Consider the following 16,317-nt stretch of genomic DNA (forward strand, 5'->3'; position numbering starts at 1 on the left):
CGTTCAACTGAAATTAGATAGAAAGGTTTTCTCCATGAAGAAGCTGATGATCGCCGCCGTGATTGGCGCCCTGTCCACGACGATGCTGACCGTCGCGACTGACGCCGCCGCGGAAACGGCGACCACCGCGAAGCCGGCTGCCAAGAAGGCGGTTGCAAAACGCCCGCAGCCGCGCCGCCTGATCAAGCGCAAAGAAAATCTCGCGAAGGAAGCGAAGGTCGATCCGATCCCGGAAGGCGCAGAAAAATGGTCGTGCAACGAAGGCCTGTCGTTCGACCTGAAGGGCGACATGAAGCGTGACCAGATCGTCACGGTTCACTGGGCGAACAAGAACTACAATCTGCCGCGTCAATCCACGACCACGGGCGCGGACCGCTTCCACGACGCCGCAAGCGGCATGGATCTCGTCGTGATCCCGACGAAGGCCATGCTGTTCTCGGACAAGGACAGCTCGCGTCTCGCCGACGAGTGCAAGACGGCAGCCATGACGCAAGGCGCACCGGCTCCGACGCAATCGAACGCGATCAACAAGACGAACTAACTCGTCGTCATCAGGAAAAGCCCTCGATGTCCGCTCCGATTTCCAACGTGCGACCCGACCCGGACACAGTCCTCGTCGATATCGTCGACTACGTTCTGGATTATCAGATCGACAGCGCGCTCGCGCTGGAAACCGCGCGTCATTGCCTGATCGACACGCTCGGCTGCGGCCTCGAGGCGCTCACCTACCCGGCCTGCACCAAGCTGTTGGGACCCATCGTGCCCGGCACGATCGTCCCCAACGGCGCGAAGGTGCCGGGCACGTCGTTCCAGCTGGACCCGGTTCAGGCCGCCTTCAACATTGGCGCCATGATCCGCTGGCTGGACTTCAACGACACGTGGCTCGCCGCCGAATGGGGCCATCCGTCGGACAATCTCGGCGGCATTCTTGCGACAGCCGACTGGCTCTCGCGCACGGCCATCGCAGCGGGCAAAGCGCCGCTCACGATGAAAGACGTCCTGATCGCGATGGTCAAGGCGCACGAAATTCAAGGCTGCATTGCGCTCGAGAACTCCTTCAACAAGGTGGGGCTCGACCACGTATTGCTGGTGAAGCTCGCCTCCACGGCGGTGGTTGGCCAACTGATCGGCCTCACGCGCGACGAGCTGATCAATGCGGTGTCGCAGGCACTTGTCGACGGGCAGGCGCTGCGCACGTACCGTCATGCGCCGAATACCGGCTCGCGCAAATCGTGGGCCGCAGGCGACGCGACTTCGCGCGCCGTGCGTCTCGCGCTGATTTCGAAAACCGGCGAGATGGGCTATCCGTCAGTGCTGACGGCGAAGACCTGGGGCTTTTACGACGTCCTGTTCAAGGGCAACGCCTTCCGGTTCCAGCGTCCGTACGGCGCCTACGTGATGGAAAACGTGTTGTTCAAGATTTCGTTCCCGGCCGAGTTTCATGCGCAAACCGCCGTGGAAGCCGCGCTCACGTTGCAGGCGCAACTCGTCGCGCACGGCCGGCGTGTCGAGGACATCCGCAAGATCACGATTCGCACGCACGAAGCCGCGATTCGCATCATCGACAAAAAAGGGCCGCTCGATAATCCGGCCGACCGCGATCACTGCATTCAGTACATGATCGCGGTGCCGCTGATTTTTGGCCGCCTGACGGCCGCCGATTACGAAGATTCCATCGCGCAGGACGCGCGTATCGACGTGTTGCGCGCCAAGATGGAATGCGTGGAAGACGCGCAGTTCACCAAGGATTACCACGACCCGGAGAAGCGTTCGATCGCCAATGCACTGACGATCGAATTCAACGACGGGTCGCAGTTCGACGAAGTCGTAGTCGAATACCCGATCGGTCATAAGCGTCGTCGCGAAGACGGGATTCCGTTGCTGGTCGAGAAGTTCAAGACCAACCTCGCGCGCCGCTTTCCGGTCAAGCAACAACTGGCGATTCTCGACGTGTCGCTGGATCAGGCACGGCTCGAAGCCATGCCGGTCAATGAGTACGTCGATCTGTACGTCATCTAGTTGAGTTAAGTACTGTAGTTCCGCGATCAAACCAAGGAAAACACCATGGCCCACAACCTCCACAAAACGCTCAAGGAATTCGACAGCGGTTCCGGCAAAGGCAAGTTCTACTCCCTGCCGCAACTCGGCAAGGCACTGAACATCAAGATCGACCGCCTGCCGGTTTCGATCCGAATCGTGCTGGAATCGGTGCTGCGTAACTACGACGGCAAGAAAATCGCCGAAGAACACATCACGCAACTCGCGAACTGGAAGCCGACCGCCGCGCGCGTCGACGAAATCCCGTTTGTGGTGTCGCGCGTCGTGCTGCAGGACTTTACCGGCGTGCCGCTGCTCGCCGACATCGCGGCGATGCGTGGCGTCGCGCAGCGCGTGGGCAAAAATCCGAAGTCGATCGAGCCGCTGGTTCCGGTGGATCTGGTTGTCGACCACTCGGTGCAGATCGACCACTTCCGCGAAAAGAACGCGCTCGATCTGAACATGAAGCTGGAGTTCCAGCGCAATAACGAGCGCTACCAGTTCATGAAGTGGGGCATGCAGGCATTCGACACGTTCAAGGTCGTGCCGCCCGGCGTCGGCATCGTTCACCAGGTGAACCTCGAGTACCTCGCACGCGGCGTGCACAAGAAGGCCGACGGCGCGGACACGGTGTACTACCCGGATTCACTGGTCGGCACGGACAGCCACACCACCATGATCAACGGCATCGGCGTGGTCGGCTGGGGCGTGGGCGGTATCGAAGCGGAAGCCGGCATGCTGGGCCAGCCGGTGTACTTCCTGACGCCGGACGTGGTCGGCGTGAACCTGAAGGGCAAGCTGCGCGAAGGCGTGACGGCCACCGACCTGGTGCTGACCATCACCGAACTGCTGCGTAAGGAAAAGGTGGTTGGCAAGTTCGTCGAGTTCTTCGGCGAAGGCACGCGTTCGCTGTCGCTGCCGGACCGCGCAACCATCGGCAACATGGCGCCGGAATACGGCGCGACCATGGGCTTCTTCCCGGTCGACGAAAAGACGATCGACTACTTCAAGGGCACGGGCCGCACGGACGCTGAAATCGCGGCGTTCCAGAACTACTTCAAGGCTCAGAACCTGTTCGGCATTCCGAAGGAAGGCGACATCGACTACACGAAGGTCGTGACGCTCGATCTCGGCACGGTTGCGCCGTCGCTGGCGGGCCCGAAGCGTCCGCAAGACCGCATCGAAATCGGTCACGTGAAGTCGACGTTCGAAGACCTGTTTTCGAAGCCGGTTGCGGAAAACGGTTTTGCCAAGAAGGCCGCCGACCTCGACGCGCAATACACCACCAGCAACGGCGTCAACGTGAAGAACGGCGACGTGCTGATCGCCGCGATCACCTCGTGCACGAACACCTCCAACCCGAGCGTGCTGCTGGCTGCCGGCCTGCTCGCGAAGAAGGCTGTGGAAGCCGGCCTCACGGTCGCGCCGCATATCAAGACGTCGCTCGCTCCGGGATCGCGTATCGTCACCGAATACCTGACGAAAACCGGCCTCCTGCCGTATCTCGACAAACTCGGCTTCACGCTCGCCGCTTACGGTTGCACGACGTGTATCGGCAACGCGGGTGATCTGACGCCGGAACTGAACGAAGCGATCACGAAGAACGACATCGTCGCGGCAGCTGTGTTGTCGGGCAACCGTAACTTCGAAGCGCGTATTCATCCGAACATCCGCGCGAACTTCCTGGCCTCGCCGCCGCTCGTCGTGGCCTACGCGATTGCGGGCAACATCACGCGCGACCTGATGACCGAGCCGGTCGGCAAGGGCAAGAACGGCAAGGACGTCTACCTCGGCGACATCTGGCCGACCAGCGACGAAGTGAACGACCTGCTCAAGTTCGCGCTGGACGCGGAAGCGTTCCGCAAGAACTACTCGTCGCTGACCAAGAAGGGCGACCTGTGGAGCAAGATCGAGGGCGAAGAAGGCCAGGTCTACGACTGGCCGAAGTCGACGTACATTGCTGAGCCGCCGTTCTTCGGCAACGATTTTTCGATGACGCCGGCCGACAGCATTGCTGCCGTGACCAACGCGCGCGCGCTGGGCATTTTCGGCGACTCGGTCACGACAGACCACATCAGCCCGGCTGGCTCGATCAAGGAAGACTCGCCGGCAGGCAAGTGGCTGAAGGAAAACGGCGTGCAGAAGGCCGACTTCAACAGCTACGGTTCGCGCCGCGGTAACCATGACGTGATGATGCGCGGCACGTTTGCCAACGTCCGGATCAAGAACCTGATGATCCCGCCGAAGGCAGACGGCTCGCGCGTGGAAGGCGGCCTCACGATTCACCAGCCGAGCGGCGAACAGCTGTCGATCTACGACGCAGCAATGAAGTACATCGACGCCGGCACGCCGACCATCGTGTTCGCCGGTGAAGAATACGGCACGGGCTCGTCGCGCGACTGGGCCGCCAAGGGCACGCAGCTGCTGGGCGTGAAGGCCGTGGTCGCACGTAGCTTCGAGCGGATTCACCGTTCGAACCTGGTCGGCATGGGCGTTCTGCCGCTGCAGTTCAAGGGCTCTGACAGCGTGCAATCGCTCGGTATTACCGGCGAAGAAACCTACGACATCGAAGGCCTCGGCGCAGACTTCAAGCCGCAGCAGGAAGTGACGCTGGTGATTCGCGGCAAGGACGGCAGCGAGAAACGCGTGCCGGTGCTGCTGCGTATCGACACGCCGATTGAAGTCGACTACTACAAGCACGGCGGTATTCTGCCGTTCGTGCTGCGTTCGCTGCTGGCTGCTTAAGCCTCGGCTTCAGCTTTGCGGTAACGCAAACAGCTTGGCTGTTTTGCAGGGGCTGCGTCCTGTGGAGGGCGCAGCCGACTTTCAAAGCCCGACCTTGGTCGGGCTTTTTTTTCACCGCTCAGTGGGACGCGAGCGATGCGGGGCCGGACTGGAAGGCGGCGGGATTGTCGGTAATTCGACGCTGGGTCATACGGGCGTTCCAGTCGATGTTGTCCGAGGCCCACACCGACGCGGACGGAGTTGGGCGCGTTGTAGTCGTGATGCTGGCGTGCCGCTGCTGCGCGGCCCAGTCGGACAGCGCGGCGCGCTCGGCTGATTCGTTTAAGGTGAATCGAGACGCGGTTTTCTGATGCGGGCCATGTGCCGCAAGAGGCGTTTGTGGATGAACCAGACGGTTCAGTGCGGCTTGACCCCTTTCGATTGGTACGTGGTTGAACCTCGCCACGGCAAGCGGGCGATGAATGCTCGCCAGCCGGTTGCCGGCGGCGAGTTGGCGCGGCGGGCCCGCGTTTGCGTTCGCCTGCTCCACTTGCTGTGACGAGCTCACCGTGCCGACGCGATGTTCAATTTTCTGCCAGCGGTTCGTTGCAGGCGACGCGGCCGGCTCTTCCTCGCGCGACGCTTGCGTCACATTGACGACCGGTTTAGCCGACTCAGCCGTAACAGGGTCGGCACGTACTACCGCGGGAGACGGTCTTGCCGCCACTGTATCGTTGCCGGTGATTTCGTGCGTGGAACAGGTTGCGAGCAACCAGGCGAGCGCGATGCTGCAGCCCACGAAGATGGCGGCACCGAGTATTCGATCAGACCGCGACGAATGGGGGCGCGGGTCATCCGCTTCGAGGTAACGCCGGGCTTCGGCCAGTTGCTCGTCGAAACGACCGTCAGAATTGGGCCGCTGCGGCAGCTTGTAGAAGAACAGAAATCTGGTATTTGGCGGAATGCGAACGCGAGGACGCGCAGTGGGCGCATATTCCGGCGCGCCAGGCATCGCCGAGTGCGCCTCGCGCGCCTGTGTGTGCGACGCCGAGCGTCGCCATGAGCCGAAAGGCGGCGGCAAGCCAGACAGCGAACGAGAACTTGGAAGCGCGAGCGCCCCCTCGATCAAGGCCAAGGGCCTAGTCATGGCAGGCCGCTCCATGCTCGTCACGCACGGCCTGCAGTTGTCCGATCAACGTTTGAATTCGCTCCGCAAGCAGATCAATCGATGCGCCGTCCTGCCCGGATGCTGCTGCTTGCGCCTGCCGCAATGCCTCCATCAAACTGTGCGCGCCGACGAGGCCCAGCGCCCCGCTCAGTCGGTGCAATAACCGAGGAACGGGCGCGAAGTCACCTTCGCGTTGCAATTCGCGGAGACGGTCGAGGTCATCGCACATCGCTTGACACCAGCCGTCAAGGAATGCGCTCAGGTTTAGCCCTTCTTCAACGAGAGCGTTTAGGTAACGACGATCGAACGGCTCCGGAGATCGGTTCACGGCTTTTTGTCCAGGTGTTGGCCGCCTTTGTACGAATCAGACGGCCTTGGTTTTTCGCGAGCCATCTGCATGCGCTGCCTGACAGCGTGCATGACGAGCTGCCCAAGCGGCACGCCATACGCCTCAGGGGCGCCGCGTGCACGCTGCGGGAGGTCGCAGTGTTCGCCGTCGTACAATGCCGTCTCGCTCATAGCCTCTGACTAGTCGATCAGCTTGTGTAACGCAGCGAACTCAATCAATGCTGCGAGCGACGACACCCCGAGCTTTTCCTGAATACGGCTCTTGTAGGTACTCACGGTCTTGTCGCTCATGAACAGCGCGTCGCCGATCGCCTTGTTCGACATGCCCTTCGAGAGCATCTGCAAAATGACGAGTTCCTTGTCGGAGAGCAGCATGACGCGGCCTTCGTCGCCGTTGGGCGTGACGCCTGGTGCGATGCTTGCACCGTTGGGTGCAACGGGAAACACCGTGTTAAGCAACCAAAACTGAGTGTCAAGACACCGTGCTTTTAGCCGGTCTTAAAAAACATCTTTTGCGTTGGGGCAAGCCGGCGCAGCCGGCGCGTCAGGCTCAAGTGTGTTCAACTCTGGCACCGCCCATCGGGCGGCTGTCCACACCCTCGCGGTGTGGGCAGCAGAGTTGTGCACACGGGGATTTGCGATGTCTGATGTTTACCAGCGTGGGGCCGCACAACAGCAGACAACAAGAACCGCAGTTTTATGCATGGACAGACGCCGGTCGAGCACGCGCCACGGTACCTGCGGCGCTCGTGGCTAAAACTGCGTGTTATACGGAGAATGACATCCAGCCAGAATGCCCTTCCTCATAGATACCTTGACGCGCAGGAGCGTGCCCACACCTTGGGTATATCGGAGCGCGCTGTGGTCCTACGAGCTACGCACCGCCCTTGGCTCTTGCCGCCGCGCGCGGAGTTTTTTGAAAGGGCACTTCTAAGATGGCGCTCAGATGTCGTTGACAGCTTGATGACCGATACTAAATTTTAGATTTGTTCGCGTTACCCAGCGGCTCACCCGCAGCATCGGTTTTCTTCTTTCGGCCCGCCCTGATACGTACAGGCTGCTCGGTAGGTTCTTCGAGCAAGTGCGATTCTTGGACTCCGAGCGCATTGGCGAGTGACACCAAATTGTCCAGTGTTACGTTCGCCAACCCTCGTTCAATCTGCCCGATATGATTCGGATGCAATCCGACACGGCCAGCAAGCACCTCTTGAGACATGCCAAGTTTGCCGCGCCAAAGCTTTAGATTTCTTGCAAGCCGCAGCCGTGCGGCTTTCTGTCGGGGTGTAGTGGTGGCTTCCATATGCGACAGGAGCATCGCCTATCGAGCGCGGCCAATCCACCCTATATGAATTGGCAATTTATGAATTGCCAATCTTTACATTGTGCATTTCCCGTTTTAGACTGCGTCCTATCCTATCGGTTTACTGTTCGCGGCGAGCCTACACGCCGGGGGCGAGGTTACTTACGTATCGGTCGCGCGCCTTTCCTTGGCGTTGGTAAGACGTCTGGCGGCACGGTGTGCTGAGGGTGGTTCGCAATCGTTTGGGGAATTACGCAAAATGCTAGAGAGGAACGCGCCACAGAAGGCCATCATTGGGCGCCCGCGTCTTTCCCGTCCGTCAACTGTCGCGTGGGGCTACAAATGCAGGTGACGGAAGTCGTGCCCGGCCGGGAAAAAATAGATGCGCCCCAACAACGTGGACAGTGCCTCGAATGCATACGTCCTCGCCTTCTTACGTGCGGAGCGCTTCTTCGCGACGCCAGGACGGACTCGCTTTCGCTTCACGCGCGCTTCTGTCTTGCGTTTGAGTGCATATATTTTTGCTGCCTCGAGATAGCAGCCGCCAGTGGGGTCATGCTTGAGGCACATACGCATCCCAGCTTCGACGTTCTGGATGCCGCGGTTCCAACTTTGCCAGTCTCCGCTCAAGACAGCGTTACCGTAGATTTGCTGCTTTTTTGGACGGAGCGCGGGACACCATTCTTGCCTGCAGTGCCGATAGGGGAAGTTTGCGATGTGGCAGCACGGGTCCTCGATGCTACCTTCCGCCGGTTTGAGCACAGGTAGGCAGATGGGTTCGAGAATGAAGCGCCGCTCCCGGCCTTTGAACAAAGTGATGCGCTCCATTCGGCAGAGGAAGGGCGTTGTGGTCCTTCGCTCAGAACTGTCGACATTGGGAAGTCGCTCTCAACGGACGCGAGTGCTGCACACGCTGGTGCATAGGGGGCAACTGGTGCGTGTGGGCTATGGGATTTACGCGAAGACGAGGACGAATCGATTTACCGGGACGCTACTGCCGGCGGCCCCATTTGAGTCCATAGCTGCCGAGGCTTTCAGAAAGCTCGGCATTGATGTCGGTCCGGGAGCGCTGACCCGAGAGTACAACGTCGGTCGTTCCACGCAGATACCAATGAGGGCAGTCGTCACTACTGGCCGACGACGTATCACCCGGCGGATTCAGATTGGTACCAAAAGGGTCGAGTACGAACGCGCTAACAAGGGACACACTATGACGCGAACTTATAGATGAGAGGACGGGCTATGAGCAGAACTCCGGGCGTGTCGCCAGGCACCACCTCCCTACAGACAGACGTCGCTGTGTATCTCGGTGACTGCAGTGGCGACTCCTTGTCCGTGGTGTGCGACGGCAGCTCAACGGAATCGCGCGGCTCGACGTGGCAGCGTGCGTTACTGGCCCTTGCCTCTCCAACGCCACGTGGCCCATATCCAGTGGCCAAGCAGTTTACGATTTTTGTTCACGAGATGTCTGGCTATGCGACAGCAGGCACTCCTGCAACTAACACGTTGCGAATCGACGTTAGATGTGAAGGCAAGTGGGCATACGCTGGAATGCGAAACGCGGAGTTCAGTGCCGACCTTCCGCCGATTCCCTATGTAATCGGCGACGATGTGGTCACCACTGCCCGACGCCTGTTTGCGACCACATCCTCGCCCTGATGTGGTTGAACGAAAACGCCCGCGACGCGCCGAAATTTCACCTCATCACCGCAGTGCCCACCGCCTTAAAAACAATGCTCACAGGTAACTCCTGGCCCAACCTTCTTCGCACCGCCCCCACGACACACAGGCGGGCGCGCACTCGTGGGTACGACGTTCTACCTCCCGAGTCCGTGTGTTTGCTCCGTAGACGCGGCCCAACGTTGCTAGATGCGCCGAAAGAACATGGGTGAACTGAGACTTGCCTTTTACGAGGGTGCCGTTGACGGAGACCTCGCCGCGCTGGTGCATCTGTGCGATGTGGAAGGCAGCGTGGTGCCCGATGATAGGCCTCCCTTTGCGCTCCTTGAGGAGATGAGGCGCGTGCTCAGAATGTGCGGCGAAAAATATGCGGCGCCACATTCGGTCGGGGAGCGTTTCACTGTACTCGTTGGTCGAAAGTCGGATGCGCAGCTCCAGCCTCTGGCACGGTTTGACGTCGTGGCACATCGCGGGCACGCTCGCGCAAGCGTGATGTACGCAGACGGCTCTCGGACTGACATCAACGGCGCGGCCTTCGAGGGCGACGACGACGTCGTCACGACACTGCTCAATATTTTAGAAGCGCAAACGGACGGCAGGCGATAGGAACGATGCCATGGCCCTCATGCTGCATTTGCTGTGGGAAAATCGGATGCTGCTAGCCGTACCAGCATGCGCGGCTTTCCTCGGCTACATTCTCGGTCGCTTGCTTCGCGATTGCGGCCGAAAATAGCGATGCTACAAGTCGCTTGGGCGACATGTGCTGACGACAGCCTTGCCAGCACCGCATTGAACGGTGCTGCCACAACTAACCGCTCCGAGCTGCTGATTCATATCAAGCACGAGAGCGCACCGCAGCGGTGCTGTGCAAACATCATCGCGCTACAGCGAGGAAACGTGAATGTCTGTCGCCTAGCAGCGAAGAAAGCTCCTCGCGTGTCGCGCAGCATCGAAAAAACAGCTTAACGCGCTGTTCGATTGCAGCTCGAGTCGCGGTGCTGCGAGGACGAGGCAGCCGGGAAATCGGACAAAAACCCGGTGTGTATTGATGCCGACGTTCGTACGCTCGTCTTGGAAGGGTCCAATGTCGGCGAGTGCGCCGACCGTGTGGTCCAGCCGAACCTCGAACCAGTACGGTTCATCGTTCACGTGCGGGGAACATTACGTCCGTCCGGACTTTCGGAAGTCGGCCCGGCGGTTACTGCCTATGGCACTTTTTGACAGCCGTGTGCTGGAGCGGTGTGGCGCATGCCTTCTGCGCTTGCATATCTATCCCCTAACAGCGTTGAGGCTTTGGGAACCTGCTATCAGGCGAGGCCACGAGTAGGCGGCTAGCGGCACCGTTACCCGCAACAGCACGCCGGTTGGAACATCGGGTGTGTTGGTTGGGTAGATTGGAGACTAAAGAGGAAGCACAACTGGTCCGCCTGAACCGGCGCCGTGCATCGGAAGGCAATCATCGTTGATTTCGCATTGGTAATGGTCCGCGTCGCACCTGACTGATAGATTCCTTGGCGCCTTAGTGGTTAATTTCAACTGGTCGGCTGTGGTGCTGATTTCATTTACGCTTTGCCAGCTTTTCGCACATCTCGGCCACCCAGCGGCGCACAAAATCCCGATTCTGACCGTCGAGCTTTGACAGCATCGATGCTATGTCGGACGCTTCATCCGTGACACGGCTAGAACTCGCCCGCAGCAAAGACTCAAGCGGAACCTCGAAATAGTCGGCGAGCTGAATCAGCCGCGTCAGCGGCGGAAGCGTAGCGCCTCGCTCGAAGCGGCTCACGGTTTCCTGTTCGACTCCGATGATTTCAGCAAGCTGCTCCTGCGTCAGACCGCGCGCTGCGCGTTCCCGAGCAATTGATTTTCCTATTCGCTCACCTATTCCTGCCGGTCGCCGAGCCATAACCACGTTTGTTGTCGTTAAACAACATGCAGTGTGGTCCCGCTGTGAACTAAAGTTAACGACATAAAATGTCGTAATACCATAAATCTAGTATGACACAGCCCTCGGCTTCGAGCCCTGGCGCTTAGAAGGCAATGCATTTACGGGGAAACAATGAAACAAAACGGGTATCCGACCGTGTGGCACTTGTCGCCAGCGTTGCGCCGAGCCGCGCGGGTTGTGCTTGCTGCCACACTTTGTGCACTGTCTACTCATGCGAACGCCTGGATGGCCGTCGCATACGGAGACAATGGGTATGCATTTATTGAGAGCAATGCCAACTCTTCTGAGGAGGCCACCGCGAAGGCGCTCGAGGGATGCGGCAAGAGCTCAACGCGATGCAATCTGTTAGGCAAACCAGTTGCCGGACCTGTGGCTTTGGTCATTGCCCGTGCCGGCGACGGAGTAGGCGTGTCGGCGAACAGAGACCCGCTGGTTGCGGCCGAACTGGCGATGAAGGAATGCAAGGCACGCTTCAAGCGAGGCTGCCGACTAGAGCATGTCGCGTGGGATGAGGGTGACCGATGGTATGCAATATCGACGGGTAACGGCGGCGCATACATCGAGTATGGCGACGAATCGGACACTGCGGCAAAGTCTGGAGCGCTTCAAGGGTGCCGAAAACGAACAGACAAAGCCGAGACCTGCGAAATCCGGGCGGTGAGCAGCAAGTCCGGCTGGATTGCCATGGCTGAACAGGAAACCCAATATGGTTGGGCGGTCGGTAGCACAAAGGATGAAGCGCTCGCGGCCGCGCGACGTGAATGTGCACGAGCAGGTGGCGGAAAGCCATGCGACGATACGACCGTCGTCTTCAATCCCGGAAATACGGCCGCGCCCGATTCGGTTGCTGCAGTGCAAGCGCGGATTGCACGGCAGGACGAAGCCGCGTCCGTTCCCGGCAAGACTGATGCAGTTGTTCGTTACGCGGACACGTGCCACAACGCAAACTGTGTTCGCAAGTATGAGAACGGTAAGACTATCCGATACACGGCATGCCTAAACCCTGCGACCTCTCTGCCCATGAATGACCCGGTGCGTCTTGGCGGATGCGGCGGCAGCGATTCACGAGGCAATCTTTTCGGAATGGGAGGCCTTTGATTACCCGGTCATCATGTATCTGATAGACCGGGCTTCAGCCCGCACAAAAGCGGGCTTTCACCATTAGCTACGGTGTCGTCAAGCTGCGGCGTCCTTCGCCAATAGAACCGCCGTCGTGGCGCGGCCAACAAACTAATGGCGAGCCGCGTCATCGGGGCATAGGAAGTTTTTTTGTTACGGTGCTAGTTGGGTTAGACCGAGGGGTGATGTTCAAGGCCGCGAGCGGCTGGACACTCTCATGGCGGTCCAGCCGCCTGGTTCGATACCCTTCGTAACCTACTCGAGTTGACCTTCGATGGTCTCGAGAACGCGCTCTCGGTCCTTCGACAGGCCACCAACAGGAGGGCCTGCAAAGCTCTTCCGTACGCCGCCCAAGTACCATATTCCGAGAAGAAGGACTAGTAGCGCAGCTATGACGTAGATGACCTTCTCATTCGGCGGTTGAATGCCGACGTAAGCTAACACTAAGGCCCCGAACACGGCCAGCACGCCAAATGGCTTGGACAGCCAGCCAAGCTGGAAAGGCCCCTTCTCTTTCCAGCTACGTCCTTCAGCAAAGATACCAGCGGCTATCGGCATTGCATACGAGATGAAAAGGAAAACGGCGCTTCCGGCACTCAACACAGAAAACGCGTCGCCGTACAGCGTCACGACAATCGCGAGAGTTGCGGAAACCCAGATGGCAATGCCCGGGGTCCGATGCTCTGAATTGACCTTCCGCATCCACCTGGAGCCAGGCAGCCCGCCATCGCGAGCAAATGCGAACATCATTCGTGAAGTCGACGTCACGGCCGCGAGACCACAGACGTAGTTGATGAAGAACATCAAAATCTCAATGACGAAGCGCAAAGGCCCAGGAATTGGCGCTAATATTGCCTGAAAGAAGCCCGTTCCCTGCTTTACAGCAGCACCGACATCGGGCATCACCAGCACAAACGCGCAGACCATCACGTAACCAAACGTCGTGGACCAGAAGACCGAGCCTATGATGCCGCGCGGCACGTTTCGAGAGGCCTCATGTGTCTCCTCCGATGTGTGCGCGGATGCATCGAACCCTGTAATCGTATATGCCGTGAGCAGCAGGCCTGAGAGAAAGGCCATCGCCATCGTTTGCCTGGGCCACATACCACCGTCTACGCCGGTGAAGTTTGTGAAGGTAAAGAGCCGGGAAAGGTCAATCTTCACAGGCGAATAAACGAGCAGAGACGCGACAAGCAAGATGGTTACGACAAAGATGAGGTATCCGGACAAGTCAGTGATTCGACTGGTTATGCGAATGCCTTTGTGATTCAAGAATGCCTGTGAGGCAGTGATGACCGTGAGAAAAATGGTCTGTGACCACCAACCGAGCGACTCCGGCGTGACCCCAAACATGGGCGCAATGATGGTCCTGAAGAACGGGTCATAGGTTCCATAGTTGATTGCGGCAACGACGAAGACCAAGCCTAAAAGGTTCAGCCATGCCGTGAGCCATCCCCACGTCTTGCCCCCGAGAATCGAGCTCCAGTGATAGAGGCCGCCGGCAGTCGGATACGATGAAGCGATTTGTGCCATCGCCGCGGCGACAATCAGGGCGAACAGCGAGCCAAGTGGCCACCCCAGGCCGATTGAGGCACCTCCCGCCGCGGAGAGACCCAACTGAAAGGACGTGATGCCCCCGGAGAGAATGCAAATCAGCGAGAACGACACCGCAAAGTTGGAAAATGCACCCATACGGCGGGACAATTCTTGAGCGTAGCCCATCTCGTGCAGCAACTTTACGTCGTCATCGACGAATTCGGTCGCGTGCGTAGCTGGTTTCGTGTCCATGACGCTTCCTTCTTAAAGAATTCACTCAAGTGGGGCGCTGTATATCTGCTCGCATAATCTGCCAGCACCGAGAATGTCTCCGTTTGCGCAATTTGGCCAACCTGCGCTCATGCAGCTGTGAAGCAGTTGTCGACATACAGGTGTGCGCCGTTAATGAAAGACGCATCATCACTCGCAAGGAAGAGAGCAGCGTGCGCCACTTCCTCCGGGGCGCATAACCGGCCCTGCTGGACAGCTAAAGCCGCTTCGCTGGCGTCGAAGCCGTACTTCGCAAGAGCATCGATTTCGCGTCGACCATGCGGGGTATCGATAAACCCGGGGTTGACAGCGTTGCAACGGATGCCGCGGTCACGATATTCGACCGCAATGGCCCGCGCGAACATCGCGCATGCTCCCTTTGTCGCGCAATACAACACCTCCAGCGGAGTAGCCGCGACTGACGAGATTGACGCGGTGCAGACGATTGAACCGCCGCCTGAAGCCAGCATGTGAGGGAGCACGGCTCTTGTCATCATGAACATGCTTCTGACATTCACGTCCATGAGCCAGTCATAGTCGTCGTCGGTAGTCTCCAGGAAGGGCTTGACGACGATGCTGCCGGCGTGATTAAAGAGCGTGTCGATTCGTCCGAAATGCGACGCGATGCTGCCGACGGCATCTTCCACTGCAACGCGTTTTGAGACGTCTGCGGCGAAAAATTCGGCGATTCCCCCTTCAGCTCGAATCTGGTCCACCACTTGCTCGCCGGCTGACTGATTGATGTCAATTACCGCGACTTTGGCTCCTTCCTTCGCGAACAATCGAGAGGCTGCACCGCCTGCGCCGGTTGCGCCGCCGGAGACGATTGCGGTCTTCCCGGCAAGGCGTCCTCTACCTGCGCTGGCAGTGGTACCACTCTCGGCGAAGCCCTTGTGTTCAGCCATCTGGACGCTCCTTGTCGTGTGAGTTCGGAGAAGGTAGGCCCGCCGAAATCCCGAGACTATCCAAAATTGGCAAAATCGCGCCAAGCCCGGCGTCTCGAGGACCAAGCTGATGCCAGAGCTTGTAGACTGAATCGCGCGTCCGAGATGGAAGGAACTTGTAATTTACGGCGGGTCAGTCCGAGTCGCCGAAGGCTCGTCGCTAGTTTTTTTCTTCCCTTACACTGGAGAGGGGAAGCCGAAGCGTTCGTCGAGGATGCGGAAAATGTCAACATGCGAACAAACAACGCCAGTCGCGGTCCGGACTTGCCACAGTGTTGAGGAGCAAGCAGCGCTTCTGGACACGTGGAATCAGAGCTATTGTCAAATTTCGCGCGGTGCGTTCGATGGCTCAGTCACCACGCTAGTCATCGGCGGCTTTCGTGTGCATACCGAGCGACTCAATAGAACGGTCTACCAGCGCGGCGAGGTCGCAGCAAAGGAAATTGCTGTTGGCATTCCCTTTCAGTTGGAGGGACACGCGCTACTATGTGGACAGCCGAGCCATCGGGATGCACTCCACGTTTTCTCTGGAGAAGGCGGATTTGAGTTTTTGTCGCCGGACCAGCACCTCGTTGTGAACCTAGAGATTTGCCCAGAGAACATTTCAAACCGGGCTGCGCGGGAACACCTTGATTTGCTACGCCCTCGACTTACCAGGAGAGCGGGACTCATCCCGGTTGCATCTACTAGGTTGCAGGAGTTCCGTGTGGCACTTGAGACCATGCTTAGCATCCTAACCAGGATGCCACATCTGACGAAGGACGTGAACATCGCTGAAACGTTTGAGCGAAGCGCTGTTTTCGGGCTCGCCGACGTGCTCGATTCTGAACCAGAGTTGCTTACACAAAGCGCTTCGCGAACGTCACGACACTGGCAACTTGTTCGTGCGGTCCGTGAGTTGGTGGAGGCGTCGCCTGACTGCCCACTCACGGTTGCGGAACTGTGCGTTCGGCTTCGTGCTAGCCGTCGCACGTTGCAGTACGCTTTCGAGGAAGCGCTGGGAATGAATCCGTTCTTGTACACCCGTGCGATTCGTCTCGGGAAGGTACAACGCGAGCTTCAGAGCGCCGCCTCGGTAACGGAAGCTGCCACACGGTGGGGGTTCTGGCACTTAGGCAACTTCTCCGCAGAGTACCGCGAACAGTTTGGCGAACTCCCATCAGAAACGCTTCGGAGGTATCGCGGTTGAACGCTGCATCCTTTAACAAACGATGTCGCGCAATTGCCGGACGACTTCGGGCTA

14 protein-coding genes and 1 pseudogene are annotated in these 16,317 nt (G+C 59.0%); 7 read left to right on the forward strand and 8 right to left on the reverse strand.

Annotated elements, in window-relative coordinates; all coding sequences use genetic code 11:
- Positions 1–34 precede the first annotated feature (34 nt).
- Genes ACEN8U_RS01375 through acnA form a run of 3 tightly spaced genes read left to right on the forward strand, consistent with a single transcriptional unit; the run spans position 35 to position 4,782 of the window.
- On the forward strand, positions 35–541 hold the full coding sequence (locus ACEN8U_RS01375; protein WP_310112309.1) for a hypothetical protein: 507 nt from the start codon (positions 35–37) through the stop codon (positions 539–541).
- A gap of 26 nt (positions 542–567) precedes the next feature.
- Positions 568–2,019 carry a bifunctional 2-methylcitrate dehydratase/aconitate hydratase gene (locus ACEN8U_RS01380; protein ID WP_310112312.1) on the forward strand — a complete coding sequence of 484 codons (1,452 nt, stop codon included), beginning with the start codon at positions 568–570 and terminating at the stop codon, positions 2,017–2,019.
- A 45-nt stretch (positions 2,020–2,064) separates the two neighbouring features.
- Entirely contained in the window at positions 2,065–4,782 is a 2,718-nt protein-coding gene (gene acnA / locus ACEN8U_RS01385; RefSeq protein WP_310112315.1) for an aconitate hydratase AcnA, read from the forward strand.
- Positions 4,783–4,900: 118 nt separating this feature from the next.
- Here the strand turns inward: acnA and ACEN8U_RS01390 are convergent, their stop codons facing one another.
- From ACEN8U_RS01390 to ACEN8U_RS01410, 5 genes and pseudogenes are all read right to left on the reverse strand, one after another.
- Positions 4,901–5,896 (reverse strand): hypothetical protein, encoded by a 996-nt coding sequence (locus tag ACEN8U_RS01390; protein ID WP_310112317.1) that lies wholly within the window; start codon positions 5,894–5,896, stop codon positions 4,901–4,903.
- A gap of 4 nt (positions 5,897–5,900) precedes the next feature.
- Positions 5,901–6,257 (reverse strand): Hpt domain-containing protein, encoded by a 357-nt coding sequence (locus tag ACEN8U_RS01395; RefSeq protein ID WP_310112319.1) that lies wholly within the window; start codon positions 6,255–6,257, stop codon positions 5,901–5,903.
- A gap of 200 nt (positions 6,258–6,457) precedes the next feature.
- Positions 6,458–6,727, reverse strand: a pseudogene (locus ACEN8U_RS01400) (response regulator transcription factor); the annotation flags it as partial.
- Between the two features lie 523 nt (positions 6,728–7,250).
- Positions 7,251–7,577, reverse strand: coding sequence for a helix-turn-helix transcriptional regulator (locus ACEN8U_RS01405; RefSeq protein ID WP_310112322.1), 327 nt, complete (start codon positions 7,575–7,577; stop codon positions 7,251–7,253).
- Between the two features lie 336 nt (positions 7,578–7,913).
- Positions 7,914–8,405, reverse strand: a complete 492-nt coding sequence (locus tag ACEN8U_RS01410) for a hypothetical protein (RefSeq protein WP_310112385.1) — start codon at positions 8,403–8,405, stop codon at positions 7,914–7,916.
- Here ACEN8U_RS01410 and ACEN8U_RS01415 point away from each other — a divergent pair.
- Together ACEN8U_RS01415 and ACEN8U_RS01420 are read left to right on the forward strand one after the other, a co-directional pair.
- Complete coding sequence (locus tag ACEN8U_RS01415; RefSeq protein ID WP_310112380.1) at positions 8,395–8,808, forward strand: DUF6088 family protein; 414 nt, start codon at positions 8,395–8,397, stop codon at positions 8,806–8,808. The genes ACEN8U_RS01410 and ACEN8U_RS01415 overlap by 11 nt on opposite strands.
- A 653-nt stretch (positions 8,809–9,461) precedes the next feature.
- Positions 9,462–9,863 carry a hypothetical protein gene (locus ACEN8U_RS01420; protein ID WP_310112325.1) on the forward strand — a complete coding sequence of 134 codons (402 nt, stop codon included), beginning with the start codon at positions 9,462–9,464 and terminating at the stop codon, positions 9,861–9,863.
- A 952-nt stretch (positions 9,864–10,815) separates the two neighbouring features.
- Here ACEN8U_RS01420 and ACEN8U_RS01425 read toward each other — a convergent pair.
- On the reverse strand, positions 10,816–11,163 hold the full coding sequence (locus tag ACEN8U_RS01425) for a helix-turn-helix transcriptional regulator (protein WP_310112328.1): 348 nt from the start codon (positions 11,161–11,163) through the stop codon (positions 10,816–10,818).
- Positions 11,164–11,430: 267 nt separating this feature from the next.
- Here ACEN8U_RS01425 and ACEN8U_RS01430 point away from each other — a divergent pair, with 267 nt between their 5' ends.
- Entirely contained in the window at positions 11,431–12,303 is an 873-nt protein-coding gene (locus ACEN8U_RS01430) for a DUF4189 domain-containing protein (RefSeq protein WP_310112331.1), read from the forward strand.
- A gap of 276 nt (positions 12,304–12,579) precedes the next feature.
- Here the strand turns inward: ACEN8U_RS01430 and ACEN8U_RS01435 are convergent, their stop codons facing one another.
- The gene (locus ACEN8U_RS01435) at positions 12,580–14,112 is read right to left on the reverse strand and encodes an amino acid permease (protein ID WP_310112333.1); all 1,533 of its coding nucleotides are present in this window, start codon (positions 14,110–14,112) and stop codon (positions 12,580–12,582) included.
- A 107-nt stretch (positions 14,113–14,219) separates the two neighbouring features.
- Positions 14,220–15,035, reverse strand: a complete 816-nt coding sequence (locus ACEN8U_RS01440) for an SDR family oxidoreductase (RefSeq protein ID WP_310112336.1) — start codon at positions 15,033–15,035, stop codon at positions 14,220–14,222.
- A gap of 781 nt (positions 15,036–15,816) precedes the next feature.
- Here ACEN8U_RS01440 and ACEN8U_RS01445 point away from each other — a divergent pair.
- Positions 15,817–16,263 carry a helix-turn-helix domain-containing protein gene (locus ACEN8U_RS01445; protein WP_310112381.1) on the forward strand — a complete coding sequence of 149 codons (447 nt, stop codon included), beginning with the start codon at positions 15,817–15,819 and terminating at the stop codon, positions 16,261–16,263.
- Positions 16,264–16,317: the final 54 nt, after the last annotated feature.

It is taken from the genome of Paraburkholderia phenoliruptrix (assembly GCF_047325075.1).
GTDB lineage: Bacteria > Pseudomonadota > Gammaproteobacteria > Burkholderiales > Burkholderiaceae > Paraburkholderia > Paraburkholderia phenoliruptrix.